Origin of the sequence: Streptomyces sp. ID05-26A (assembly GCF_033794685.1) — a bacterium.
Taxonomy (GTDB): Bacteria; Actinomycetota; Actinomycetes; order Mycobacteriales; family Pseudonocardiaceae; genus Lentzea.
On record NZ_JARAYZ010000001.1, the window covers coordinates 2677545 to 2702953 of the forward strand.

Annotated in this window: 27 protein-coding genes and 2 riboswitches; of the genes, 14 read left to right on the forward strand and 13 right to left on the reverse strand. The window is 68.8% G+C overall.

All coding sequences use genetic code 11. The features are described 5' to 3' along the window. Positions 1-92: 92 nt before the first annotated feature. Together PV646_RS13260 and PV646_RS13265 are read left to right on the forward strand one after the other, a co-directional pair. Entirely contained in the window at positions 93-947 is an 855-nt protein-coding gene (locus PV646_RS13260; protein WP_500341707.1) for a LysR family transcriptional regulator, read from the forward strand. A gap of 149 nt (positions 948-1096) precedes the next feature. Further along, positions 1097-1828 carry a hypothetical protein gene (locus PV646_RS13265; protein WP_500341708.1) on the forward strand — a complete coding sequence of 244 codons (732 nt, stop codon included), beginning with the start codon at positions 1097-1099 and terminating at the stop codon, positions 1826-1828. A gap of 8 nt (positions 1829-1836) precedes the next feature. On the opposite strand, the gene PV646_RS13270 is transcribed toward PV646_RS13265, so the two are convergent. Next, complete coding sequence (locus PV646_RS13270; RefSeq protein ID WP_500341709.1) at positions 1837-2511, reverse strand: FadR/GntR family transcriptional regulator; 675 nt, start codon at positions 2509-2511, stop codon at positions 1837-1839. 189 nt (positions 2512-2700) lie between these two features. Between PV646_RS13270 and nagA the strand changes: the two genes are divergently transcribed. Both nagA and PV646_RS13280 read left to right on the forward strand, forming a co-directional pair. Beyond that, a complete protein-coding gene (gene nagA, locus PV646_RS13275; RefSeq protein WP_500341710.1) occupies positions 2701-3900 on the forward strand; it encodes an N-acetylglucosamine-6-phosphate deacetylase in 1200 nt (399 codons plus the stop codon). 228 nt (positions 3901-4128) lie between these two features. Next, positions 4129-5169, forward strand: a complete 1041-nt coding sequence (locus PV646_RS13280; RefSeq protein ID WP_500341711.1) for a serine hydrolase domain-containing protein — start codon at positions 4129-4131, stop codon at positions 5167-5169. Positions 5170-5222: 53 nt separating this feature from the next. Here the strand turns inward: PV646_RS13280 and PV646_RS13285 are convergent, their stop codons facing one another. The 5 genes from PV646_RS13285 to PV646_RS13305 are packed head-to-tail and all read right to left on the reverse strand — an operon-like array spanning position 5223 to position 10786. Next, positions 5223-6266 carry an SIS domain-containing protein gene (locus tag PV646_RS13285; RefSeq protein ID WP_500341712.1) on the reverse strand — a complete coding sequence of 348 codons (1044 nt, stop codon included), beginning with the start codon at positions 6264-6266 and terminating at the stop codon, positions 5223-5225. Then, positions 6263-7681, reverse strand: a complete 1419-nt coding sequence (locus tag PV646_RS13290) for a glycoside hydrolase family 3 protein (RefSeq protein ID WP_500341713.1) — start codon at positions 7679-7681, stop codon at positions 6263-6265. Before PV646_RS13290 ends, PV646_RS13285 begins: the two co-directional genes overlap by 4 nt. 3 nt (positions 7682-7684) lie before the next feature. Next, the gene (locus PV646_RS13295) at positions 7685-8503 is read right to left on the reverse strand and encodes a carbohydrate ABC transporter permease (protein WP_500341714.1); all 819 of its coding nucleotides are present in this window, start codon (positions 8501-8503) and stop codon (positions 7685-7687) included. Next, the gene (locus PV646_RS13300; RefSeq protein WP_500341715.1) at positions 8503-9501 is read right to left on the reverse strand and encodes a carbohydrate ABC transporter permease; all 999 of its coding nucleotides are present in this window, start codon (positions 9499-9501) and stop codon (positions 8503-8505) included. The genes PV646_RS13295 and PV646_RS13300 overlap by 1 nt, the downstream gene beginning before the upstream one ends. Before the next feature lie 10 nt (positions 9502-9511). Further along, positions 9512-10786 carry a sugar ABC transporter substrate-binding protein gene (locus tag PV646_RS13305; protein ID WP_500341716.1) on the reverse strand — a complete coding sequence of 425 codons (1275 nt, stop codon included), beginning with the start codon at positions 10784-10786 and terminating at the stop codon, positions 9512-9514. A gap of 223 nt (positions 10787-11009) precedes the next feature. On the opposite strand from PV646_RS13305, the gene PV646_RS13310 reads away from it, so the two are divergent. Further along, complete coding sequence (locus PV646_RS13310) at positions 11010-11765, forward strand: GntR family transcriptional regulator (protein WP_030480591.1); 756 nt, start codon at positions 11010-11012, stop codon at positions 11763-11765. Between the two features lie 29 nt (positions 11766-11794). Continuing rightward, positions 11795-13222, forward strand: a complete 1428-nt coding sequence (locus PV646_RS13315; protein WP_500341717.1) for an MFS transporter — start codon at positions 11795-11797, stop codon at positions 13220-13222. Here the strand turns inward: PV646_RS13315 and PV646_RS13320 are convergent. Both PV646_RS13320 and PV646_RS13325 read right to left on the reverse strand, forming a co-directional pair. Continuing rightward, positions 13196-14104, reverse strand: coding sequence for a threonine ammonia-lyase (locus tag PV646_RS13320; protein WP_500341718.1), 909 nt, complete (start codon positions 14102-14104; stop codon positions 13196-13198). The two genes, PV646_RS13315 and PV646_RS13320, sit on opposite strands and share 27 nt — an antisense overlap. After that, a complete protein-coding gene (locus PV646_RS13325) occupies positions 14101-15030 on the reverse strand; it encodes a threonine ammonia-lyase (RefSeq protein ID WP_500341719.1) in 930 nt (309 codons plus the stop codon). Before PV646_RS13325 ends, PV646_RS13320 begins: the two co-directional genes overlap by 4 nt. 63 nt (positions 15031-15093) lie before the next feature. Here PV646_RS13325 and PV646_RS13330 point away from each other — a divergent pair, with 63 nt between their 5' ends. Beyond that, positions 15094-15585 carry a hypothetical protein gene (locus PV646_RS13330; RefSeq protein ID WP_500341720.1) on the forward strand — a complete coding sequence of 164 codons (492 nt, stop codon included), beginning with the start codon at positions 15094-15096 and terminating at the stop codon, positions 15583-15585. A 361-nt stretch (positions 15586-15946) separates the two neighbouring features. Then, the gene (locus PV646_RS13335; protein ID WP_500341721.1) at positions 15947-17098 is read left to right on the forward strand and encodes a S1 family peptidase; all 1152 of its coding nucleotides are present in this window, start codon (positions 15947-15949) and stop codon (positions 17096-17098) included. A 63-nt stretch (positions 17099-17161) separates the two neighbouring features. Here the strand turns inward: PV646_RS13335 and PV646_RS13340 are convergent, their stop codons facing one another. Continuing rightward, positions 17162-17923, reverse strand: a complete 762-nt coding sequence (locus PV646_RS13340) for a dioxygenase family protein (protein WP_500341722.1) — start codon at positions 17921-17923, stop codon at positions 17162-17164. A 31-nt stretch (positions 17924-17954) separates the two neighbouring features. Beyond that, positions 17955-18593 carry a thiamine phosphate synthase gene (thiE, locus tag PV646_RS13345; RefSeq protein WP_500341723.1) on the reverse strand — a complete coding sequence of 213 codons (639 nt, stop codon included), beginning with the start codon at positions 18591-18593 and terminating at the stop codon, positions 17955-17957. A 26-nt stretch (positions 18594-18619) separates the two neighbouring features. Next, positions 18620-18731, forward strand: a riboswitch (TPP riboswitch). A 3-nt stretch (positions 18732-18734) separates the two neighbouring features. On the opposite strand from thiE, the gene PV646_RS13350 reads away from it, so the two are divergent. From PV646_RS13350 to PV646_RS13370, 5 genes are all read left to right on the forward strand, one after another. After that, entirely contained in the window at positions 18735-19802 is a 1068-nt protein-coding gene (locus tag PV646_RS13350; RefSeq protein WP_500342386.1) for an FAD-dependent oxidoreductase, read from the forward strand. After that, positions 19799-19999 (forward strand): sulfur carrier protein ThiS, encoded by a 201-nt coding sequence (gene thiS, locus PV646_RS13355; RefSeq protein WP_030480600.1) that lies wholly within the window; start codon positions 19799-19801, stop codon positions 19997-19999. The genes PV646_RS13350 and thiS overlap by 4 nt, the downstream gene beginning before the upstream one ends. Position 20000: 1 nt before the next feature. Then, a complete protein-coding gene (locus PV646_RS13360) occupies positions 20001-20756 on the forward strand; it encodes a thiazole synthase (protein WP_500341724.1) in 756 nt (251 codons plus the stop codon). A 76-nt stretch (positions 20757-20832) separates the two neighbouring features. Next, positions 20833-21276 carry a MarR family winged helix-turn-helix transcriptional regulator gene (locus tag PV646_RS13365; protein ID WP_229693556.1) on the forward strand — a complete coding sequence of 148 codons (444 nt, stop codon included), beginning with the start codon at positions 20833-20835 and terminating at the stop codon, positions 21274-21276. Next, positions 21276-21878: a hypothetical protein gene (locus PV646_RS13370; protein ID WP_500341725.1), complete on the forward strand. Its 603-nt coding sequence runs from the start codon at positions 21276-21278 to the stop codon at positions 21876-21878. The genes PV646_RS13365 and PV646_RS13370 overlap by 1 nt, the downstream gene beginning before the upstream one ends. Here the strand turns inward: PV646_RS13370 and PV646_RS13375 are convergent. Continuing rightward, positions 21855-22271 (reverse strand): SRPBCC domain-containing protein, encoded by a 417-nt coding sequence (locus PV646_RS13375; protein ID WP_500341726.1) that lies wholly within the window; start codon positions 22269-22271, stop codon positions 21855-21857. The genes PV646_RS13370 and PV646_RS13375 overlap by 24 nt on opposite strands. A 14-nt stretch (positions 22272-22285) precedes the next feature. Here PV646_RS13375 and PV646_RS13380 point away from each other — a divergent pair, with 14 nt between their 5' ends. Then, positions 22286-22876 carry a TetR/AcrR family transcriptional regulator gene (locus PV646_RS13380; RefSeq protein ID WP_500341727.1) on the forward strand — a complete coding sequence of 197 codons (591 nt, stop codon included), beginning with the start codon at positions 22286-22288 and terminating at the stop codon, positions 22874-22876. Here PV646_RS13380 and thiD read toward each other — a convergent pair. Together thiD and thiC are read right to left on the reverse strand one after the other, a co-directional pair. After that, the gene (gene thiD / locus PV646_RS13385) at positions 22819-23634 is read right to left on the reverse strand and encodes a bifunctional hydroxymethylpyrimidine kinase/phosphomethylpyrimidine kinase (protein ID WP_500341728.1); all 816 of its coding nucleotides are present in this window, start codon (positions 23632-23634) and stop codon (positions 22819-22821) included. The genes PV646_RS13380 and thiD overlap by 58 nt on opposite strands. Further along, entirely contained in the window at positions 23631-25286 is a 1656-nt protein-coding gene (gene thiC / locus PV646_RS13390; protein WP_500341729.1) for a phosphomethylpyrimidine synthase ThiC, read from the reverse strand. Before thiC ends, thiD begins: the two co-directional genes overlap by 4 nt. After that, positions 25278-25400: riboswitch (TPP riboswitch) on the reverse strand. Its footprint overlaps the gene before it by 9 nt. Between the last annotated feature and the right edge of the window lie 9 nt (positions 25401-25409).

Below are 25409 nucleotides of genomic sequence, written 5' to 3' on the forward strand. Positions count from 1 at the left end.
TCCAGCGTGGCTCTAGTCTTCGCAAAGTTCCAGTTAGAAGTTCTGCTCGGAACGTTAAGCTGAGCTTTGTGTTGGATGTGCGGCGTCTGAGATTGCTCCACGCTCTGTCGGTCCACGGCACGGTCACGGCCGCAGCCGAGGCCCTGCACGTGACCTCGCCGGCCGTGTCCCAGCAGCTGGCCGCGCTGGAACGCGAGGCCGGGGTCGCCCTGGTCGAACGGGACGGGCGACGGCTGGCGTTGACGCGCGCCGGGCACGTGCTGGCGGCCCACACGCAGCTGGTGCTGGACCAGTTGGCCGCGGCCGAAGCCGACCTGGCCTCGCTGCGGACCTCCGTGTCGGGTGTGGTGCGGGTCGGGGCGTTCGTGTCCGTGGCAGCCCTGCTGCCGCGCGTGATCCAGGTGTTGCGGCAGGCGCACGGGTCCGATGTGGACCTGTTCGTGCACGAGATGGAACCGGAGGCGTCGCTGCCCGCCCTGCGGCGTGGGGACATCGACATCGCGGTGATCCACTCGTACAACATCATGCCCCGCTCGCTGCCCGAGTCCTGCGAGTCGTTCGAGCTGTTCGTGGAGCCCGTGAACGTGGCGCTGCCGCTCTCGGACCCGTTGGTGCAGCAGGATTCCGTGGACCTCGCGGTGCTGGCCGACCGGCCGTGGATCATGCCGCGCACCGACGCCTCGTGCCACGAGCTGACCCAGCGCGCTTGTGGCGCTGCCGGGTTCGTGCCGCGGGCGCAGGCGTACTGCGACGACTTCGGGGTGATGTGCGGGCTGGTCGAGGCCGGGCTCGGGGTGGCGCTGGTGCCGTCCGTGGCCCGGCGGCCCGGGGTGGCGTTGCGGCCGTTGAAGCAGCAGGTGTTCCGGACCGTGTCGGCGGTGGTGCGGAACCGGGCTGACGGGCAGCCTGCGGTGCGGGTGGTGTTGGAGCAGCTACGCCAGGTCTGACGGCCACTACGCGTTTCCACTTTTTGTCATTTATAGATGTATCGCATACCTCGTTGAGGTTCCCATTTTTCTTGAATTGTTACATTGGGTTTTATTATGTGTAAGAGATTGAGTTTCGGCGTACCTTCGTGGGGGATCTCTTCTAGTGGATGACGAGGTGGGCGATGGTGATTTCCCGGAGAGTCGCTTTGATCGGCGCAGGCCGTGGCGCCCTTGCGCTGACGGTCGGTGTGCCTACCCTTGCGGCGTGCGGAGCGGCCGTTCCTGTCATCGCTGGAGTCAGCGGAGCTGCAGCTGGATGGCTCGCTGAGTTCGGAAAGGAGATCAGAGCCGAGATCGCTGCGCAGACAGTCGAAGGCGGCAAGTGGGTCTTCGAAAAGACTTGGGAAAAGTGGAGTGGCCCCACGTCGGAGGCTGCTGGAAAGCAGTTTGCGGAAGGGTTCGGATTCGTTGGAAACACTGTCTACGGACATGTGGTGCCCGGTACCACCTTTGTAGGCATTCATCGTGCCTCCAAGAGTGACCCGTCTGTCGATCGGTTGGCCTGCGTGCGGGACTCGGGCGAGTTCGTCGTACTGGAGAGCTGGGCCTGGAAGGCTGTTCTCGCATTTGTGCGACAGGAGATCGGCGACAAAGAAGGGGATGACCGGCTGCACGTCCTCCAGTTGCTGGCGGCCACGGTGATGCCCCATGGGGCGGTGACCCCAGGGAAGACCCCGGCGGAGACGATGAGCTGGGTCGGATACCCGACAAAGGACGGCGGGGGCGTGGAGATCGTCAAGTTCGTCGACGAAGGGGTGGCCAAGGTGATGGTCAAGGCTGCCGGCTACTTCACCGGCAGTCACGGCCAAGCGACCTCGCACACCTTCAAGCTCGAGTGACCGTCCGGTCAGGCCAGGTCTGACAGCCACTGCTCCACGCCGGCCACGTGCACCGTGGACCAGCTGCGCGCGAGCTCCGGCTGACGCGCGGCCAGCGCGTCGACGATCGCGCGGTGCTCCGCGACCGTGCGGTCGACGGCGTTCGACTGGGTGATGCCGCGCCAGATCCGCACCCGGACGGTAGGACCGGCCAGGGTGTCCAGCAACTGGGCCAGGTAGGCGTTGCCCGAGCACTGGGCGATGGCGCGGTGGAAGTCGAGGTCGTGCTCGACCAGTTCCTCCACGGACTTCGCGCCCTCGGCGGCGTCGCACAACGCGCGGAGCTTGACGATCTCGTCCGCATCGACCCTTTGGGCAGCCATGGCGGCCGCCGCGGGCTCGAGGATGCGGCGGACCTGGAGGACTTCCAGCACCGAATCTTCGCCCCGGTGCAGGTCGAGCACGAAGGAGAGTGCGCCGAGCAGGTCGTCGGCCCGCAGCGACGAGACGTACGTGCCGTCGCCCTGGCGGACGTCCAACACCCGGACGAGTGACAGCGCCTTCACTGCCTCGCGCAGCGAGTTGCGCGACAAACCAAGACGTTCTGCCAGGTCAGCCTCACGTGGGAGGCGATCGCCGGGCTTCAGCTCGCCCGAAACGATCATCTCTTTGACGCGCAGAATCGCATCGTCGGTGACTGCCACGGCACCCTCAACTCGTCGTAGACCTCGGATGTCTGGGCACCAGTATGCGCCACGGATGGTCATCTTCGTGGCATCCCGGTCATTTCGGACCTCATTCACCAAGTGGTTTGTGAGATGGTTATCTACTAACGACGCGTGACGTGAACCCCAGTTGTGGCCATAATGGTCTGGACCATTCAAGGAGGGATCTTGGACGCCGTTGTCGCAGCACCGCGCGCATTGCTCGGTCGCACGATCGTCGGTCCTGCCTCGGTGCGGATCAGGGACGGCCGCATAGTCGAGGTGACCACCGGTGAAGCACCACCCGGCGCGGAGATCCTGTCCGACGGCCTGCTGACACCGGGCCTGGTCGACGTGCAGGTGAACGGCGCCGTGGGCGTCGACTTCGCCGAGGTGGACGCCGCCGGAATGCGTTCCGTGGCCGAAGCACTGCCGTCCACCGGTGTGACCCGGTTCCTGCCCACGTTGATCACCGCACCGGTCGACGTGGTGCTGAGGCAGGCCAGGGCCGTGCTCGCCGCTTCCGCCGCCCTGCCGGACGGAGTGGGTGCCCGGCCGCTGGGCGTACATCTCGAAGGCCCCTTCCTGTCGCCCAAACGGGCTGGGGTGCACGACCCGTCGTTCATGGTCGAGCCTGGTCCTGACCAGATCTCGGCGCTCCTCGACGACGAGTTGATCCGCCGCGCACTGCGGATGGTGACGATGGCTCCCGAACAGCCCGGTGGCATGGAGGCGGTCCGCCGTCTCGTCGAGGCCGGCGTGCTCGTCGCGGTGGGCCATTCCGATGCCACGGGTGAGCAGACCCGCGCCGCCGCCGATGCGGGTGCCCGCATGGTGACGCACCTGTTCAACGCCCAAAGGCCGTTGGGACACCGCGAACCCGGTGTGCCCGGCGTGGCTCTGGTCGACGAACGCTTCACCCTCGGGCTGATCGCGGACCTGGCTCACGTCGGTCCGGACGTGTGTCGTCTCGTGTTCAACGCCGCAGGGGCGCGAGTCGCGCTGGTCACCGATGCCGTCGCCGCCGCGGGGATGCCGCCCGGCCGCTACCACCTCGGTGGTGCGGACGTGCTGCTCACCGAGGACGGTGTGCCGCGGTCTCCCGAGGGCACGATCGCGGGTTCGGCGCTCACGCTCGACCGCGCCGTGCGCAACATCGTGTCGGTGGGTGTGCCCGTGGCGGACGCTCTCGCCTCGGCGACCATCGTGCCCGCCGAGGTCATCGGCGAGTCCGGTCTCGGTCGTCTCGCACCGGGTGCCGTCGCGGACCTGGTGTGGTGGGACGACGACCTTCGACCCAAGAAGGTCTGGGTCGACGGTCGGGTCGTGTTCGACGCGGCCGTGCCTGCCGTGCCGGTCGCGGCGGGATACGCCACCGCGGGGCAGTAGTACGCACGACGAAGGGCGCCTCCTCCAGCACGTGTGGAGAGGCGCCCTTCGTCGCGTTCAGATTCACTTCATTGCAATGATCGTTGCGTTAGATTTCCAGCCCGTTGCAACAAAATGTGAGCTTCAAGCTGCGAAAACAGCAGGCCGGGACAGTGAACGTGTTTGTTGGATTCATGAACGCAACGTAGCGTTTCGTGCATCGGAAACAACGAGCACGGGGGGCTGGGAATGGTGCGAGAGATAGCTCAGGAGATGGTCGACTCGGGTTTCACCGGTGTCGAGTTGCGCCTGCACGACGAACGCAGCGAGCAGGTCGTGAGGGCCGGACGCAGCGAGGTCGGCGGAACGGCGGAGCCACCGCCAGGCGGACACGTCCGGATCGGCAGCAACACCAAGACGTTCGTCGCGACCGCCGTGCTGATGCTCGTCGCGGAAGGCCTGATCGAGCTGGACGGCCCGGTGGCCGACCACCTGCCCGAGTTCGGGCTCGACCGCGCGATCACCGTGCGGATGCTGTTGCAGCACACCAGTGGGATCTTCAACCACACCGGCGAGTACTACGACGACGGCACCTTCGCACCGGGAATCCCCTGGCAGGGCGAGGAGTGGCTGAACGGACGGTTCGAGGCGCGCCGGGCGGAGGACCTGGTGCGGCTGGCCCTGTCGAAGCCCGCGCGCTTCGAACCGGGCACGGATTGGAGCTACTCCAACACCAACTACGTCCTCGCCAGGCTGTTGATCGAGCAGGTCACCGGCCGGGAGATCGCCGAGGAGATGCGGCGGCTGGTCCTCGGACCCCTCGGGCTGACCGGCACCTCGGTGCCGGCCGGTCAGGAGATCGCCGAACCGCACGCTCACGCCTACTACCGGTACGAGGACGGCGGCGAGGAGAAGACGGTCGACGTCACCCGGCACGACCCGTCGTGGATCTCCAGCGGCGGCGACATGATCTCGACGACCGCGGACCTCGCCAGGTTCATCACGGCGCTCGTGCGCGGCGAACTGTTGCCGGCCCCGTTGCTCGCCGAGATGCTCGCCCCGCACCCGAAGGTCGGCTACGGGCTGGGCGTCTTCGTGCAGGAAACGGCTGCGGGCAAGGTGATCACCCACAACGGCGGCACCATGGGCCACGGCGCGTTGATGTACACGACGGCCGACGGCAGCAAGACCCTGACCGCCGCGCTGAACTACGTCGACGACGCCGATCTGTCGCTGGCACAAGCGTTCCAGGCCGTGACCAAGAAGCTCGTCGAAGAAGTTTTCGGCTGAGGAAAGGAAAGAGCCCGCCTGGGGGGACCAGGCGGGCTCTTCCGTCGTGCGGATCAGAGCGTGCGCGTGACCTTGTTCAGGCCGCGCGGGCTGTCCGGGTCGCCGCCGCGGGCGAGTGCCAGGCCGTGGGCCAGGCGTTGCACGGGCAGGATCTCCAGGACCGGCGCCACTTCCTCGGCCGTCTCCGGGATCCCGATCGACAACGTCGCCCCGACCTTCTCCGAAGCCGAGCCGACGGCCACCACGTCCGCACCGCGCTGGTGCACCACGTCGAGGGCGTCGCGCAGCGAGTCGCCGCCCTTGCCCAGCGAGGTGATGGCGAGGACCGCGGTCTCGCCGTCCACCGCCGCCACCGGGCCGTGCAGGAGGTCCGCGCCGCTGTACGCGCGGGCCGCCAGGTACGAGGTCTCGGCCAGCTTCAGCGACGCTTCCAGCGCCGTGGCGTAGGAGTAGCCGCGGCCCGTGGTGAGGACCCGGTCCACGAAGCGGTACCGGCGGACCGCCTCGTCGACGGTCGGCGCCGACTGGTCGAGGGTCACCTGGGCGAGCTCACCCAGCGACGCCGCGGCCTCGCCGTTGCCGCCGCGGACGGCGTCGATGAGCAGGTAGAGCGCCAGCAACGTCGCCGAGTAGGTCTTGGTGGCGGCCACCGCGTGCTCCACGCCCGCAGAGACGTCCACCGAGAGCTCGGCGGCCGCGTTCAGGGGCGAGGAGGCGGTGTTGGTGACGGCCACCGTCAGGGCGCCGCGCCTGCGGTAGGAGGCGGTGACCTCCAGCAGGTCGGGGGAGCCGCCCGACTGGGAGACGGTGACGAGCAGGACGTCGCGGAGGTCCGGCTCGGCGCCGTACAACGTCGTGGTCGACGCTGAGACCAGGCCCGCGGGGAGCTGGAGCAGGATCTCCGTCAGGTACTTGGCGTAGATCGCGGCGTGGTCGCTGGAGCCGCGGGCCGCGAACAGGACGAAGCGCGGGGCCCGTTCCCGGATCACGGCCGCCACCTCGGCGATCGTGGAACGCGAGGCGTAGAGGTCGGAGAAGATCGACGGCTGGGCCGCGATCTCCGCGGCCATGTGCCGGCCTGGCTGGGGCGTGGTCATGTCGTGCCTTTCAGGATCAGCTCGGCCGCGGCTCGGAGGCTCACCCGAGAACCGCCGTGGGTGTCGATGCGGGCGACGCTGCCCAGGTCTGGACCAGGCACGCCGGTTTCGACGTGCACGACGTCCTTGCCCAGATTAGTTAAGTTTGTTACCAGTTGTCGAGCGGCAGTGTGGCGGTGGGCGTCCCGGGTCACGACCACAATCGTGCGGTCACCTGCGGTTTTCGCAACTTCTTCCGCGGGGACGTCGCGCACCGCGACCACTTCCGTGCCCGGAAGGACCTCGCGGAGGTACGGGCCGAGGCCCCACGGGACGTCCCCGACCGCGATCGACGGGTCCACCACCAGGTCGACGACGACCGGGTCCGGACCGACGTCGACCCGGCCCCGCACCTCGATCGCGCGGCGAGCGGCCGTGAGACCGATCTCGGCGTCGTGGGCGTCCACGGAGGTGGGCGGCAGGCCCAGGGCCAGGGAGCGCGCGGCTGCCTGGGTCAGGCGTTCCTCGGAGAGGTCACCGGCCTTCACGGCCGCGACGATCGAGTCGATCAGCCACTGGATGTCCTCGTCGTCGAGGGACATGCCGCCCAGGCACAACGAGTCGACGCCCGCGGCCAGCGCGCGCACGGCACCGACCGCCAGGTCTCCGCCGACGGCCTTCATGTCCAGGCCGTCGGTGATCACCGCGCCGGTGAAGCCCAGCTCGGTGCGCAGCAGGTCGATCGCGTGCTTGTTCAGCGTCACCGGCTGCGGACCCCACTCGGGGATCACGAGGTGGCCGGTCATGATCGAACGGACGCCCGCGTGCACGGCCGCCTGGAACGGGACGAGCTCCACGGTCCGAAGCTGTTCCTCGGTGCGGGGAAGCACCGGGAGCTGCTCGTGGGAGTCCTCTGTGGACGCTCCGTGACCGGGGAAGTGCTTGGCGCAGGCGGCGACGCCCACGGCCTGCAGTCCCTCGACCCACGCGGCGACGTGCCGCGCGGCGAGCACCGGGTCCGAGCCGAACGCGCGGACGCCGATGATCGGGTCGTCCAGCGTCAGCACGAGGTCCGCGGAAGGCGCCAGGTTGAGCGAGATCCCGCACTTCGCCAGCCGCGCGCCGATGGACGCGGCCACCGAGCGCGTGAGGTCGAGGTCGTCCACCGCGCCCAGGGCGTGGTTGCCCGGCACCTCGGAGCCGCGGCCCGCGTCGAGACGCGTGACGTCGCCGCCCTCCTCGTCGATGCCGATCACCACGTCCGGGCGCACCGAACGCAACTCGGTGCACAGCTCGGTCACCTGGGCGTCGTCGACGACGTTGCGCCCGAAGAGCACAACGCCGCCGAGGCCGTCAGCGACCCGCCGCAGCAACCAGTCGGGGGCGGTCGTTCCGGTGAAGCCGGGAAGCAGAACGGCAGCGGCCAACTGATCCACGCGTCATCCCTTCACAGCACCGGCGGTGACGCCGGCGACCATCTTGCGTTGCACGATCAGGAAGAACACCAGCGCGGGCACGGTGAACAGGGCGGACGCGGCCATCGCGCCACCCCAGTCGGTGCCGAACGCGGTCTGGAACCCGGACAGCCACACCGGCAGCGTCTCGCTGTCCTGGCTGCGGATCAGCACCTTGGCGAAGAGGAACTCGTTCCACGCCGTGATGAACGCGAACACCGAGGTGGCCACGAGACCCGGGCCGAGCAACGGCAGCGTCACCTTCTGGAACGCGCCCCAACGGCCGCAGCCGTCGACCATCGCGGCTTCCTCGAGTTCCGCCGGGATGCCGTTGACGAACCCGCGCAACGTCCACGCGCAGAACGGCAGCGTCACCGCGAAGTACACGAGGATCAACGACGTGAGGTGCTCGTAGAGCCCGAGGTCCCGCATCATCAGGAACATCGGGATCAGCAACGCCTCGAACGGCGCCATCTGCGCGACCAGCATCAGCAGCACGAAGCTCTTGCGGCCGCGGAAGGCGAAGCGCGACATGGCGACCGCGGCGGTGATGCCGATGACGATCGCCGCGACGACCGCGGTCAGCGTCACCAGGAGGCTGTTGCCGAGCGAGGACAGGAAGCCGGGCTTCGTCCACGCCGTCGCGAAGTTCGTGAGCGTCACCGAGAACGGGATCAGGTCGTAGTCCGACGTGATCGTCGAGCCCTTGGGCTTCAACGCCGACGTGACCATCCAGTACGTCGGGAAGATGAAGAACAGCGCGAGCGCGACGCCCGCGAAGTTCGCGGCTGATTTCTTGAGCATCAGATCTTCCCCTCCTCCGTCTGCAGCAGCTTGCGCAGGTACTGGAACGTGATCAGGCCGAGGATGACCATCATCAGCACGGAGATCGCGGCCGCGACGCCGAAGTGGCTCTTCGCGATGCCCTCCAGGTACTGCAGCACCGGAAGCGTCGTGCTCTCACCGCTGGGACCGCCCTCGCGGAACACCCAGATCTGGGCGAAGACCTTGAAGTCCCACAACGTCGACAGGAAAGTCACCATCATCAGCAACTGCCGGATCTCCGGCCACGTCACCGCGCGGAACGTCTGCCAACTCGTCGCGCCGTCGATGCCCGCTGCCTCGTAGAGATCACGCGGGATGCCGACGAGACCGGCGTAGAGCGAGAAGGCGAGGAAGGGGATCGCCTGCCAGATGATCAGCAGCCCGACGACGGACAGCGTCGAGGTGCCGGAGGAGAACCACGAGTAGCCGGCGAAGGAGTCGAACCCCAGCACCACCAGCGTCTTGTTCAAGATGCCGTAGTTCTGGTCGAACATCCACTGGTAGACCGTGGTGGACGCGAGGATCGGCATGGCCCAGGCGCAGAGCATCGCGACCTGCAACGCGACTCGCACCCAGGGGCTGAGCACGCGCATCAGCAGTGCGATCCCGAGACCCATGCCCACCGAGGCGACCACGACGGAGACGGTGAACACCAGGGTGCGCACCGAGACGTCCCAGAAGCGCTCGTCCTGCAGCACCGTCACGTAGTTGTCGAGCCCGGTCCACACGATCTCGCCGCGGACCAGTTCACCGAGGTTGAGCTGGCGGAAGCTCGTCACGAACACCGAGACGACCGGCCAGCCGATCAGCCAGAGGATCGCGATCAGTGCGGGAGCGAGCAGCAGGTAGGGCAGCATCCTGTCGAAGGAGCTGCCCCGGCGGCGGCGTTTGCGCGCCCCGCCCGTCACGGCAGGCGGCAGCGCCGGAGGGATGTCCCCTGCCGGCGCTGCCGTTTCGGTCGTTTTGACGGCCGTCATCTCAGCTTGGCTAGGCCATGGCCTTGGTGATGGCGTCGCTCGCGTCCTTCGTCGCCTGGTCCAGCGTCTTCGCGCCGGTCAGGTACGCGGTGAGCGCGTCCTTGAGCGGGTTCTGGCCCGCCTCGACGGCCGCCCACTTCGGCGTCACCGGGGTGACCTTGCCGTTGGGGGAGGAGGCCGCCATGGCCTTGCCGACCGCGTTGGTGGCCAGCTTGGCGGTGTCCTTCGAGGTACCGGGAACCGCGCCGCCCTCGGCGAGCATCTCCTGGTACTTCTTGGACGACAGCAGCGCCAGGTACTTCTTCGCGGCGTCGGTGTTCTTGGACGACGCCGGGATGGCGAGGTTCGAGCCACCGAGGAACACCGGGGACGTCGAGCCGGCCTTCTTGGACGGGATCGGGAACGCCGAGGTCTTGTCCTTGAGCTCCGGCTTGGCCTTCACGGCACCGGTCAGCTCCCACGGGAGACCGACCATCATGCCCACGTTGCCCGTGCCGAAGATCTCCATCTGCTGGGGCTTCGCCTCGTCGATGTCAGCCGGCGCCTTCTTGGTGGCCGACGCGTCGTAGAGGGCCTTGTAGGCCTCGAAGCCCGCCTTGGCCTGCGGGGTGTCGAGCGCGCCGGTCCACTTGCCGCCGTCCTGCTTGGCGATGTCGCCGCCCTCGTCCCAGATCAGGGACAGCAGGAAGTACCAGGACTGGCCAGGCAGGTACAGGGCCTGGAAGTCCGGGTTGGACGCGTTGGCGGCCTTGAGCTTGTTGATCGCGTCGATCCACTCGGCACGCGAGGTCGGAGGCGCCGAGACGCCCGCGGCCTGCAGCAGGTCCGTGCGGTAGATGACGGTGCGGTTCGCGGCGTAGAACGGAACGCCGTACTGCTTGCCGTTCAGCGTCAGCGAGTCCTTGAGGCCACCCAGCCACTCACCGCCGTTGAACTGACCCGCGTCCGCGGTGACGTCCGCGAGGGTGCCCTGGTCGGCGAAGCTCGCCGTCTGGGTGTTGCCGAGTTCGATGATGTCCGGCGGCGTGCTGCTCGCCAGCGCGGTCGTCAGCTTCTCCTGGATGCCGGTCCACTTCTGGACCTCGTACTTGACCTTGATCCCGTTCGCCGACTCGAACTCCTTGTTCAAGGCGTCGGTCAGGGTCGTCGGCGCGGAGCCGTCCATGAGCCACACGGTGATCTCTTTGGTCTCCGTGCTGCTACCGCTGTTCGTGCTCGTGCCACAGCCTGACACGGCCACTGCCAGCGCGGCGGCACCAGCAGCGAGTCCTCTCCAGCCCTTCACAGTTCGCGCCCTTTCACCAAGCCCGGCACTGAGCCGGAACGTCCAAGTGGTGTAGACCAATGCGGAACAGCGTGTGCTGCGTCACCGCGTCTGTCAAGCGCGTTGCCAAGACGTTGCGAAGTCATCGGACGAATTTCGAGGCCGATGTCGGGGGTTCGGACGCACGAATCGACACGGACAAGGCATCCTTGTGTTGCGTGACGTGGAGTGCGAGGAGGAGGCCATGCTGGAGACGACGCCTGCATCAGGCGTGGACGCCAGGACGCGTGCACAACGCGAACCCAAGTACTGGGGTCTCAAGCGGCACCTGCTCGACCTGTTGAGGGCGCTGCCGCCCGGTTCGCCGATCCCCACGGAACGGTCGCTGGCCGCGGAGTTCGACGTCTCCAGGACGACCGTTCGCCAGGCGCTCGCCGAGCTGACGGTCGAAGGCCGGCTGCTCCGGGTGCAGGGCAAGGGCACCTTCGCGGCGGAACCGAAGGTCGCCCAGAGGTTGCAGCTGTCTTCGTACACAGAGGACATGCGGGCCCAGGGTCGTGTGCCGTCGTCGAAGCTGATCGAGGCTTCGGAGATGCCCGCGGAGGCGGAGCTCGCCCGGTACCTGGGCGTGCGTCCGGGTGCGAAGGTGCTGCGCCTGCACCGGCTGCGCCTGGCCGACAACGAGCCGATGGCCATCGAGACGACGCACCTCGCGCTGGGCCGCTTCCGCGGTCTGCGCCGGTACCTCGCGCCCGGTGCCTCGCTCTACCAGGTGCTGTCCGAGCGGTTCGGTGTCGAGATGGGACACGCCGAGGAGACGATCGAGACAGCGCTCGCCTCGCCCGAAGAGGCAGAGCTGCTCGGCGCCGACATCGGCCTGCCGATGCTGCTGCTGTCGCGGCACTCGTTCGACACCGAGGGCAATCCGATCGAGTGGGTGCGTTCGGTCTACCGCGGCGACCGCTACAAGTTCGTCGCCACGCTGAACCGGCCGTCTTGATCGCCTGGGGCACGCCACGTGCTCGTCTTGTGCTCACCACGACGATCCTCGGATCGGGCATGGCGATGCTCGACGGGACGATCGTCAACGTGGCGCTGCCCCGGATCGGCGCGGAGTTCAGCGCGTCGGTCACCGACCTGCAGTGGATCCTCAACGGGTACCTGCTCGCACTGGCCTCGCTGATCCTGGTCGCCGGCTCGCTCGGCGACCGGTTCGGGCGGCGCCGGGTCTACGTGGTCGGCGTGATCTGGTTCGGCGTCGCGTCGCTGCTGTGCGGTGCCGCGTGGAACGTGCCGGTGCTGGTGGCGGCACGCGTGCTGCAGGGCGTGGGCGCGGCGTTGCTGACGCCGGGAGCGCTCGCGATCCTGCAGTCGTCGTTCAACCGGGAGGACCGTTCCCGCGCGATCGGCGCGTGGTCCGGGCTGTCCGGTGTGGCCACCGCGGTCGGGCCGCTGGTCGGCGGGCTGCTCGTGCAGGCCTGGTCGTGGCGGCTCGCGTTCCTGGTGAACCTGCCGGTGGCCGCGCTGTGCGTGTTCCTCGCGCTGCGGTTCGTGCCGGAGTCGCGCGACGAGTCGTCCGGGCACCCGAACTACCTGTCCGCGCTGGTCGGCGCGGTCGGGCTCGCGTTGCTGACGGGCGGGCTCGTCGAGCAGTCGTACGTGCTGGCGGCCGCCGGCCTGGCCGCGATGATCGCGTTCGGGCTCGTCCAGAAGCGGTCCGCGGACCCGCTGGTGCCGCCGGAGCTGTTCCGCGACCGGACGTTCCTGGTCGCCAACGTCGTGACGTTCCTCGTCTACGCGGCGCTCGGCGGGGTGATGGTGCTGCTCGTGCTGCAACTCCAGATCTCGCTCGGGTACTCGCCGACGGCGTCGGGTCTCGCGAGCGTGCCGATCACGATCATCATGCTGCTGGCGTCCTCGACGTCCGGGAAGATCGCCCAGCGCCACGGGCCGCGGTTGCAGCTGATCGTCGGCCCGATCCTGGTCGGGCTGGGCATGTTGTTGCTGCGCAACGCCGTTCCCGGTGCCTCGTACGTCCTCGGTGTGCTGCCCGGTGTGCTCGTGTTCGGCATCGGCCTCGCGATCGTGGTGGCACCGGTGACGGCGACCGTGCTCGCCTCCGCCCCCGATCACCACGCCGGCGTGGCGTCCGGCGTGAACAACGCCGTGGCCCGCACCGGCAGCCTGCTCGCGATGGCCGTGCTGCCCGCGGCGGTCGGGCTGATGGGCGAGGACTACGCGAACCCCGTCGTGATGACCGCGGGGTGGCAGATGGCGCTCGTGCTGTGCGCGGTGGCGGCGATCATCGGCGGCGTGCTGGCGTTCGGCGTGGACAACGGCGTGCTGTCGGCGGCGCCGGAGCAGCAGGACGCCCCGCACCCCGGGGAGTGCCTGCACTGCGGGGTGGAGGGGCCGCCCACGCACATCCGGTCAGGTGGCGAGAAGGCGCGCCAGTAGGGCGGGATCGACGTTGCCGCCGGACACGACGGCGACACCCCCGCCCCCGATCTTCCGCTGCGCGGCCACCGCGACGGCCCCGCTCGGCTCGGCGACCAGCCGCGCCCGGCGGGCAAGATCAGCCACCGCCGTGAGGATCTCGCCCTCCGACACCGTGATCACGTCGTCCACGTGCGCGCGGATGTGGGCCCAGGTGAGTGCCGAGGGCTCGTCCCGCAACGCGTCAGCGGCCGTCTGAGCCCGTTTCAGGGGGTCCCAGCGCACCAGTTCGCCCGTTTTGAGCGATTCCGCGATGTCGGCTGCCAGTTCGGGCTCCGCCCCGAGCACCCGGACGTCCGGACGCAGCGACTTGATCGCGGTGGCGACACCGGAGATCAGCCCACCGCCGGACATCGGCACCACGACGGATTCGACGTCCGGCAGGTCGGCGAGGATCTCGAGGCCGATGGTGCCCTGGCCGGCGATCACGTCGGGGTGGTCGAACGGCGGGATCAGCGCGGCGCCGCGCTCGGCGACCAGGGCTTCCGCGCGCTCGACCCGTTCGGTGATGCCGACGATGAAGACCTCGGCCCCCAGGGCCTTCGTGGCCTCGATCTTGACCGCCGGCGTGTTGTCCGGCATCACGATCGCGGCGGGCACACCGTGCAGGCGCGCGGCGAACGCGACGGCCTGCGCGTGGTTGCCACTGGAGTAGGCGACTACGCCGTTGGCACGGTTCTCCAGGCGTGCCAGCGCGTTGAGCGCACCCCGGAGTTTGAACGCGCCGACCGGCTGCAGGTTCTCCGGCTTGATCCATCCAGCACCGAACGGCAGCAACGGTGTGCGCACCACGTGCGGTGCGATCACCGTCGCGGCCGAACGGATTTCTGGGAGCGCGATCATCCGAGGATCGACGCGAACTGGGCCGGCTCGATGTTGCCCCCGGAGACGATCGCGACGGCCGGACCGGCCGGCAGATCGCGGTTCAGGTGGGCGGCGACGGCGACGGCCCCACTCGTCTCCGACACGATCCGCGTGCGGCGGGCGATCTGCTTCACCGCGTCCCGGATCTCGTCCTCGGAGACGGTCACGACGTCGTCCACGTACTCGCGGATGTGCGCCCACGTCAGCTCGGACGGTTCGGCGCGCAGTCCGTCCGCGACGGTCCGGGCGCGATCATGCGCGTCCCAGTGGACCCGCTCACCGGCGGCGAACGACGCGGCCGTGTCGCCGGCCAGTTCGGGCTCGACACCGATCACGCGGACGTTGGGGCGCAACGACTTCACCGCCGCGGCGACGCCGGAGATCAGTCCGCCGCCGCTCACCGGCACCAGGACCGTCGCGACGTCGGGAAGATCGGCGATGATCTCCAGCCCGATGGTGCCCTGGCCCGCGATCACGTCGGCGTGGTCGAACGGCGGGATGAGCGTCGCCTTCCGCTCCTCGACGAGCTCGTAGGCGCGCGACTCGCGTTCGGTGATGCCGACGACGAACACCTCCGCGCCGTGCGCCCGCGTCGCGTCGATCTTGAGCTGCGGGGTGTTCTCCGGCACGACGATCGCGGCCGGCATGCCGAGGACCTTGGCGGCGTGGGCGACCGCTTGCGCGTGGTTACCGCTCGAGTACGCCACGACACCGCGCGGCCGGTCCTCGGAAGGTATGCGGGACAACGCGTTCACCGCGCCGCGCTGCTTGAACGCACCGATCGGCTGCAGTGACTCGGGCTTGATCCACAGCCCGGAGTCGAACGACAGCAACGGGGTGCGGACGACATGCGGGGCGATCGCGGCGGCGGCCGCTTGGACGTCTTCGAGGGTCACCAGGCGCATGCGTCGATGATGCACGTCACCGGGGCACAACCGGTGAACTGTGCCCAACGTCCTACGTGTGTCATGTCTGAGAAGGAGAAGATCACCCCCGTCAAGCTCATCGCGAGTGTGCTCGCCGCCGCCACCGCGGCCGTGCTGAGCCTTCGCCTCAACCTCGTCGGCACCATCGTGGGTGCCGTTCTCGCGAGCGTCGTCACCACTCTCGGCGCCGTGTTCTACCAACGGTCGATGGAACGCGAGAAGCGTTGGCAGGTAATAGCTGTCGGCGGAGTGCTCGTGTTCGTGGTGACCGTCCTCACGATGACGAGCGTCCAGCTCGTCACGGGCAAGCCCGTCACGGCCGATCCGGGCACATCGCCCACGAGCACCCGAACCGAAACGCACACCGAGACGACGAAGACCGAGACGGAGACCGTCACGGTTCCGCCGAGCACGTCCAGTCAGCCGCCGTCCTCGGACAGCACCACCACGACGACCACGCCCCCGTCGACGACAGAATCCCGACAGCCGACGGACAGCTCGACGCCGTCGTCCACGCCTGACCCCATTCGGTGATCACGTCACTACGTTGAGCGATAGTTAACTGTCAATTGCTACGCGCCGCAGTTGATCTGTCGTGAGCTGTGACACACTTCGTTCACGTTCGAGGCGGGGCGTCATAGCCAAGAGGTCCGCAACTTCACTCGAACGGGCGTAAGGATTCTGGCCGAAAGAGACCGGGAGGAGGCGCGATGAGGCTCGTGGCACGGCCGCTTGAGCCCGGCGCCGGCACTGGTTTCGAGAGGCAACAAGGGATGGGAGGGGTGGGGCGACCCCTGCCGCCGCCCCACCACCCGTCCCCCTAGAGCCCCCGAGAGAGGTCCCTGCAACCGATCTCTCGGGTTCCCCTGCACCCGAAAGTGAGGGAGACGTCTTGATGAACCGCACGAGTGCGGCCCGTGTTACCGGTGCCGTGTTGCTCGCCACCGGAGTCGTGACTGCTCTCAGCGTACCGGCGTTTGGCGCGCCTGCCGCACCAGTCGCCCCAACCGGTTCCGATACGGAGAGCTACCCGGCCGAATTGCTCCAAGCGGTCCAGCGTGATTTGGGCCTGAACGCAGACCAGGCACGCGTCCGGTTGGCCAATGACGCCCAGTCAGGCCAAGTTGCGGAGTCCGCGAAGTCCTCGCTGGGCGACGCGTTCGGCGGAGCCTGGATCGACCAGGCGAGCGGAAGACTGACCGTGGCGGTGACCAAGCCGGGACTCTCCGTGACCGGCGCGGACACCAAGGTCGTCTCGAACTCGCTCACCCAGCTGAGCGGGACCAAGTCCGTTCTCGACCTCATGACCGCCCCCGCGGCGATCACGAGCTGGCGCGTCGACGAGCAGTCGAACAGCGTCGTCGTCGAGGTCAACAAGAACGTGCGCGACGCGGCCTCCGACCAGTGGATCGCGACGGCCAAGTCCATCAGCGGAGCGGTCAAGGTCGCCGAGGTGACCGAGAGCCCGACCCCGCTGTACGACTCGCGCGGCGGTGACGCCATCTACATGGGCGGCGGCCGTTGCTCACTCGGCTTCTCGGTGACCGGTGGCTACGTCACCGCGGGCCACTGCGGCCGGGCCGGCACCGCGGTGTCGGGCTTCAACCGCGTCGCCCAGGGCACGTTCGCGGCGTCGGTCTTCCCGGGCAACGACTACGCGCACGTCCGCACGAACGCGAACTGGACCTCGCGGCCGTGGGTCAACCGCTACGGCGGCGCGAACGTCATCGTCCGCGGCAACACTGAGGCCGCTGTCGGCGCCCAGATCTGCCGCTCGGGTTCGACGACCGGATGGCGCTGCGGCACCGTCCAGGCGAAGAACCAGACCGTGAACTACCCGCAGGGCTCGGTCCGGGGCCTCACCCGCACCAACGCCTGTGCCGAGGGTGGCGACTCGGGTGGTTCGTGGGTGGCGGGGTCCGGCTTCGGCCAGGCCCAGGGCGTGACGTCCGGCGGTTCGGGCAACTGCTCGTCCGGTGGCACCACGTACTTCCAGCCGCTCAACCCGATCCTGTCGCGCTACGGCCTGACCCTCACGCGGGGCTAGTCCTGAGCTGAAAGCGCCGCGGCACCTGCTGGTGTCGCGGCGCTTTCGCGTTTCCCGGGCGGCTCAGCTGAACTGCACCGATCGCTTCGACAGGCCGTACCAGAAGCCGTCGACGGTGGAGCGGGCCTTCTCGTCGCTCGCCGCGCCCAGGGCGACGAACAACGGTGCGAAGTGCTCGGTCCTCGGATGTGCGATGCCGGCGGCCGGCGCCTTCTGCTGGAAGTCGAGCAACGCGTCGACGTCGCCGTTCGCGAGCTGCTGGTGCGCCCAGTCGTCGAACTCCTTCGACCACGACGGCGGCTCGTAGTCAGGTCCGGCCGGGAAGTTCACGCAGCTCAGGTTGTGCGTCATGAACCCGCTGCCGACGATCAGGACGTTCTGGTCCCGCAACGGCGCGAGCTTGCGGCCGATCTCGTGCAGCTCGCGCGGGTCGAGCGTGGGCATCGACATCTGCAGCACCGGCACGTCGGCGTCCGGGAACATCTCCTTCAGCGGCACGTAGGCGCCGTGGTCGAGCCCGCGCTGCTCGTCCTGCTCGACGTGCCCGCCGAGCAGTTTGCGGACGTCGTTCGCGAGCTCCGGTGCGCCCGGAGCCTCGTACTTCACCTCGTAGTAGCGCTGCGGGAAGCCCCAGAAGTCGTAGACCAGCGGCACGGTGGTGGTCGCGCCGATGGTGGTCGGCGCCTCCTCCCAGTGCGCGGAGACCATGAGCACGGCCTCCGGGCGCGGGAGGGTGGCGGACCAGTCCTCGAGCTCTCTGGTCCACGTCTCGTCGTCAGCCAGCGGGGGAGCCCCGTGGCTCAGGTACAGCACAGGTGCGCTCACGTCTTCGAGAGTACGCCTGTTAGTTCAAATTTCAACTACTAAGTTCAATTTTGAACGACTCGGCCGCCTTGCGGGGGTCCTCGGCCTCGGTGATGGCCCGCACGACGACCACTCGGGTGGCTCCCGCCTGGAGCACCTCGTGGAGGTTGGTGAGGTCGATGCCGCCGATCGCGAACCACGCGCGGTCCGTCCTGGTGGCCCGGACGAGGTCGAGTCCCGGCGCCGGACGGCCCGGCTTGGTCGGGGTCGGCCAGCACGGGCCGGTGCAGAAGTAGTCCACGCCGGGTTCCCGCGCCGCCGCGGTCATCTGGCCGACGTCGTGGGTGGACCGGCCGATCACCACGTCGTCACCGATGATCCGGCGGGCGAGCGGGACGGGCAGGTCGTCCTGGCCGAGGTGCAGCACGTCGGCTCCGACGGCGTGGGCGATGTCCGCGCGGTCGTTGACGGCGAGCAGCTTTCCGCGGCGTTCGGTGGCCTCGGCGAGGATCTCGATCGCCTCGATCTCCTGCTTCGCCTCCAGTGACTTGTCCCGCAACTGGATGATGTCGACGCCGCCCGCGAGCGCCGCGTCCGCGAACTCGGCCAGATCAGGCCTGTTCGGCGTGCAGAGGTAGAGGGTCGCGTCGGCGAGTCGTTGCCTGATCAGGTTTCCGTCGAGTCCTGGCACGTACGCACGTTAACCGTTATGTTGATGTCGGTCCGCACGGGAGCCTGGAGAACACCGGGCTGAGAGGGAGCGTGGTTCGCTCCGACCGTCGAACCTGATCCGGGTCATGCCGGCGCAGGGAGCGTGAATGCCTTGAGCAGTGTGGAAGTGACCGTCCTGGGTGGCGGTGTCATCGGGCTGTCCGTGGCTCTCGCCGCGGCACGTGCCGGGTTCTCCGTTTCCGTCTTCGACCACGGGTCACCGCACGCGGGATCGCGGGTCGCCGGCGGGATGCTCGCCCCGTTGACGGAGGCCTGGCCCGGTGAGGAAGCCGTGGTGGCGCAGGGGGTCGAGGCCCTGGCGATGTGGCCTTCGTTCGCCGCGTCCGTGGGTGTCCCGTTGTTCGAGGCGGGGACGCTGGCGGTCGGGACGCAACCCGGTGACCTCGCCGATCTGCGGCACGCCGGGGAGTTGCTGACGTCGCGGGAGATCCGCGCCCTCGAACCCTCGCTGGGTCCGGCGGTGCGCGGTGGTGTGTACGCGGCGGGCGACCTGGCCGTCGACAACAGGGTGCTGCTTTCCGCACTGTGGAAGGCTTGCCGGGACGCCGGGGTGGTGTCCTCAGTGGAGGGACGCGTCACGGTGATCGCGGCCGGGGCGTGGAGCGGGCAGCTGCACCCGGCGTTGCGCGACGTGATCCGGCCGGTCAAGGGCGAGATCCTGCGGCTCACGCACCGGCCAGGAGCGTTGCCGCCACCGCGTCACACGATCCGCGCGCTGGTCTCGGGTCGCCCGGTGTACCTGGTGCCGCGGGACGACGGACTGGTCGTCGGCGCGACCCAGTACGAGGCAGGGTTCGACACCGACGTGTCCGTCGCGGGCGTGCGGGACCTGTTGCGGGACGCGGAAACCGTGCTGCCGGGCATCGCCGAGTACGCGCTGACCGAGGCCGCCGTGGGGTTCCGCGCGGGCAGTCCGGACAACGTGCCGGTCGTGCGGTGGCTGGAGCCCGGCGTGATCGCGGCGACGGGCCACCACCGCAACGGCCTGCTGCTGGCCCCGCACACCGCTCAGCTCGTGGTTCGGCTCCTGCAGGCGCCGCGCGGCACCGGCCCCACGCCCACAGCCAACCAGGATGAGGACGCGGGGCCGGCACCGCGAGGCACCCGTCTGACCGCCGAAGACGGGGCGAAGGCCGCCAGTCGCGGCGCCAAGGGAGGAAGTTCGTGAAGGCACAGGTGAACGGGACCTCCCGCGACTTGGCCGAGGGCACGTCGGTGGCCGCGGTCGTGACGCTGGTGGGAGCCCCCGAGAAGGGCGTGGCCGTGGCGCTCGACGGCGCGGTGGTGCCGAGGGCGTTGTGGGACAGGACGATCGTGCCGGACGGCGGCGTGGTCGAGGTGCTGACCGCGGTCCAGGGAGGCTGACGTGGACGATCCGCTGATCATCGCGGGCCGGGAGTTCCGGTCCAGGCTCATCACCGGCACCGGCGGTGCCGCGAACCTCTCGGTGCTGGAACGGGCCCTGGTCGCGTCCGGTACCGAGCTGACGACCGTGGCGATGCGCCGGGTCGACGCCGCCGGTCAGACCGGTGTGCTGGAGTTGTTGCGGCGCCTTGGAATCGAGGTCCTGCCGAACACCGCGGGCTGCCGCACGTCCGCCGAGGCCGTGCTGACCGCCCAGCTGGCGCGCGAGGCGCTGGAGACGAACTGGGTCAAGCTCGAGGTCGTGCACGACGAGGAGACCCTGCTGCCGGACCCGGTCGAGCTGCTCGACGCGGCCGAGCGGCTCGTGAACGACGGTTTCGTCGTCCTGCCCTACACCAACGACGATCCGGTGCTGGCGTCCAAGCTCCAGGACATCGGCTGCGCGACCGTCATGCCGTTGGGCTCTCCCATCGGTACGGGACTGGGCATCCGGAATCCCCACAACATCGAGCTGATCACTTCTCGTGCTTCTGTTCCAGTAGTTCTCGACGCGGGCATCGGCACCGCCTCCGACGCCGCGCTGGCGATGGAACTCGGCTGCTCAGCGGTGCTGCTGGCGACCGCCGTCACACGAGCGCAGGACCCGGAACGGATGGGCGCCGCCATGCGTTGTGCGGTCGAGGGCGGACGGCTGGCGCGCTTGGCCGGACGAATTCCGCAGCGCTTTTGGGCCCAAGCGTCTTCGCCGGGTCTCTGAGTCGCTACCTTGGGTACTCACGTGTTGGGGGATGATCGACCACTACCTGAAATCCCGCCGAGGAGGACGACAAGCCGTGACGGCCCCCATTGACGCCGAGGTCGAGGACGCGACCGCGCGTCTGTACCTGGCGATCGGCCGGCTGGCCCGGTTGCTGCGACGCACCGGTTCCCCCGGACTCGGCCCCGGCGCGGTCTCCGCGCTCGCCACCCTCGCACGCTGCGGCCCCATGCGCCTGGGAGACCTGGCGAACAAGGAGGGTGTCGCACCGCCGACGCTGTCGCGCATCGTCGCCGCCCTGGTCGAGGCCGGGTACGTGAAGCGCGAACCCGACCCGCAGGACGGCCGCGCCTGGCTCGCCACCCCGACACCCGAGGGCGAGACGATGGTGTCCGGCGTGCGGTCCGCGCGGGTGCGCGAGCTGCAGCGGCGGATCGAACAGCTGACGCCGGAACACATCTCGGCGCTGGTGGGTGCGTTGGACGCGCTGGAGACGCTGGTCGGCGAAGAGCCGAAGTAGTGACCCTGCCGGAGCTCGACCGGTTCGTCGACCTGGCCCGCTCGTGGATCGCGAACGGGGCCGGGCACGACGAGGTGCTCGCCCGGCTCAGGCAACGTGGAGCAGGCAAGATCGAGTGCATGCGCGTCGTGGCCGTCGCGGCAGGCATGAGTCTGGGCAAGGCCAAGGTGCTGGTGCACCAGAGCCCGGTGTGGGACGACCGCAGGGCGAGCGACGAAGCGTTCCAGGAATGGCTGTTCCACGGGATGTTCGTGCTCGCCGTGCTGGGAGAGTCCGAGATCACCGCGCCCGCCGAGGACGTGGCCAGGTGCGAGGAGCACAGGCGGCGCGCCACGGCCCAGCTGGCGGACGTGGCGGCCTCCCTGCCCGACGGTGCGCTGGACCGCTATCGCGAGTTGATGGACCGAGGCCTGCTCGGCCGGGCGTTCGCGGTGCTGGTGGCGGTGGTGCGGGAGCAGGGTGCGGACCGCTGGCCCGAGCTCGCGGTGGTGGCCGGCACGCTGCTCCTCGACGACGGTGCCGACACCGGTGGTGACGACGAGGACTGGGCGCGGGCGGCCTTCGAGGTGCGGGGGCGGTTATCCGGAGACGCGCCGCAGTAGCGCCTCGTTGAAGGCCTCGAACTCCGCCCCCAGCACCGTGCGGGTCTGCGCGAGCACGTCCGCGGCCATGGTGCCGGTGAAGGTCTCGGCGTTCACCAGCCGTGTGCCGCTGCCGGATTCGCTGAGCTCCCAGCGGTGGCGCCCGAAGAAGGTCTCCGGGTCGCCACCCTGGGAAGTCAGCGCGTATGGCTTCATCGACATGATCTCCCCGTCGAAGTCGCGTTCGAACGGCGTGCCCTTGGCCGCCCTCACCTTGGTGTGCAAGCCGTCCACCTGCGTGTACTCCATCACGGGGTTCCACACCGCGTACCCGGCGAAGTCCACCAGCACGCGCCACACGTCGTCGATCGGCGCCGGGATGACCAGCTCCGTCCTGACCTCATTCTCCTGCATGGTTGTTCAGCATAATGACGACCGCTAGTCTTTTTCCCATCGTCGGGATCAAGGGGCAGGTTCAGCAGCGCGGTGTCGAGCGACGCCGCGAGATCGTTGATGCCGCAATAGAACTGTTCGGTGCCAACGGGTACGCGGGCACCGGCGTCGCGGCCATCGCCAAGAAGGCCGGCGTCACGCCGTCCGCGGTGATCCACCACTTCGGGTCCAAGGAGAACCTGCTCCGGGCGGTCCTGGACGAGTTCGACGCGCGGGCGGCGGCGCGCGTGACCGGCAGCGAGCTGGTCCAGGCGTTGCTCGACGACGCCGAACACACGATGGCGCACAAAGGATTGGCGACGCTGCACACGGTGTTGCAGGCCGAGCACCTGGCGCGCGACGACGAGATCACGCGGCGGTTCCGGGCCCGCAACCGCGTGCTCCGCGGCCACTTCGCCGGAGTGCTGGGCGAAGCGGCCGCGCTGGAGCTGATCGCGTTCCTCGAAGGCGCGTTGACGGTCTGGCTGCTCGATCCCGAGACGACCGACCTGAGGGCGATGTACGCCCGCTACCTGTCGAGGCTCCAGAACGGTGACACCGGGCCGACGCCGGCGCCCAGGGGATAGGCCGCCGCGACCGAGCGGACGATGAAGTCCTTGCCGAACCGCACGGCTTCCGGCACCGAGGCGCCCCGGGCGAGTGCCGAGCTGATCGACGACGCGAGTGTGTCGCCGCTGCCGTGCGTGTTCTCGGTGTCGTAGCGCGGGCCGGGCAGTTCGATGAACTCACGGCCGTCGTAGAGCAGGTCGAGGCACTCCGGGGCGTCCCACATGTGGCCGCCCTTCACCAGCACCCACTCCGGGCCCAAGGCGTGCAACGCTTCTGCCGCCACGCGCTGGTCCTCGCGGTCCTTCACCGCGATGCCGGTGATCAGCCGCACCTCGTCGAGGTTCGGCGTCACGAGCGTCGCGCGCGGGAACAGCAGGCCGCGCAACGCGTCCAGCGCGTTGTCGGCCAGCAGTTGGTTGCCGTGCATGGACGCGGAGACCGGGTCGACGACGAACGGGATCCGGCCCGAGCCGATGCCGACGCGGTCCAGGGCCGGGGTGATGGCCTCGATGATCTGCGCCGACGCGAGCATGCCGGTCTTCGCGGCCTGCACGCCGATGTCCTCGGCCACCGAGACGATCTGTGCCGCCACGACGTCCGCCGGGATCTCGGAGACTCCCGTGACGCCCACCGAGTTCTGGACCGTCACGGCCGTGAGCGCTACGCAGCCGTGCACTCCGCACGCGAAGAGCGTGCGGAGGTCGGCCTGGATGCCCGCACCACCGCCGGAATCACTTCCGGCGATGGTGAGGACCCTCGGAGGTGCCTCGGTCACGAAGTCTCCACGACCGGGAGGTAGACCTTGTTGCCCGTGTCGGCGAACTCACCGGACTTCTCGGCCATGCCCGCCTCGATCGCCTCCACTGTGGACAGTCCGCGTTCCTCGGCGTAGCGCCGCACGTCCTGGGTGATCTTCATGGAGCAGAACTTCGGCCCGCACATCGAGCAGAAGTGCGCCGTCTTCGCCGGCTCCGCGGGGAGCGTCTCGTCGTGGAACGAGCGCGCGGTGTCCGGGTCGAGCGACAGGTTGAACTGGTCCTCCCAGCGGAACTCGAAGCGCGCCTTGGACAAAGCGTCGTCCCAGTCCTGGACGCCGGGGTGCCCCTTGGCCAGGTCGGCGCTGTGGGCCGCGATCTTGTACGTGATCACGCCGGTCTTCACGTCGTCCCGGTTCGGCAGGCCGAGGTGCTCCTTCGGCGTGACGTAGCAGAGCATCGCGGTGCCCAGCCAGCCGATCTGCGCCGCGCCGATCGCCGACGTGATGTGGTCGTACGCCGGCGCGATGTCCGTGGCCAGCGGCCCGAGGGTGTAGAACGGCGCTTCGCCGCACCACTCCTCCTCCAACCGGACGTTCTCGGCGATCTTGTGCATCGGCACGTGGCCGGGGCCCTCGATCATCACCTGGACGTCCTTGGCGCGCGCGATGTGCGTGAGCTCGCCCAGGGTCCTGAGCTCGGCGAACTGCGCCTCGTCGTTGGCGTCCGCGATGGAACCCGGCCGCAGCCCGTCGCCCAGCGAGAACGTGATGTCGTAGGTGCGCAGGATGTCGCAGAGCTCCTCGAAGTGCGTGTAGAGGAAGCTCTCCTTGTGGTGCGCGAGGCACCACCCGGCCATGATCGCCCCACCGCGCGAGACGATGCCGGTGACGCGCTTGGCCGTCATCGGCACGTACCGCAGCAGCACGCCCGCGTGCACGGTCATGTAGTCGACGCCCTGCTCGGCCTGCTCGATCACGGTGTCGCGGTAGACCTCCCACGACAGCGCGGCCGGGTCGCCGTTCACCTTCTCCAGCGCCTGGTAGATCGGCACGGTGCCGATCGGTACGGGCGAGTTGCGCAGGATCCACTCGCGCGTCTCGTGGATCCGCTTGCCGGTGGACAGGTCCATGATCGTGTCGGCACCCCAGCGGGACGCCCACACCATCTTGTCGACCTCGTCCTCGATCGACGACGACACCGCGGAGTTGCCGATGTTGGCGTTGATCTTCACGAGGAACTTCTTGCCGATGATCATCGGCTCTGCCTCGGGGTGCTTGCGGTTCAACGGAATGACCGCACGTCCGATGGCCACCTCGCTGCGCACGAACTCCGCGTCGAGGTTCTCGCGCACCGCGATGTAGCGCATCTCCGGGGTGATGATCCCGGCCTTCGCGTACGCGAGCTGGCTGACAGCTCCGTTGATCGGTTCCCGTGCGGCGATCCACCCGGACCTCAGGTCGGGCAGTCCACTGTGGACGTCGATCGTCGCGTTGTCGTCGGTATACGGACCGGAAGTGTCGTAGAGATCGACATGCTCGCCGTTGGTCAGTTCCACCCTGCGATAGGGCACGCGGATGTCCGGGGACACCTCGCGGTACACCTTGCGGGATCCCGAGATCGGGCCCGTGGTCACACTGGGCTTGACCGAACGGTCGTCAAGTGCCGTCACGACATTCCTCCCTACGCCGGCATTACCCGGTCAGGTTCAGGCGGTCGGTGACACCGGCACTACTGCCAGTCACCCTCTCAGCCCGCTCTGGCGCGAGCTCCCGCGTTTTCTTGAGTTGTCGAG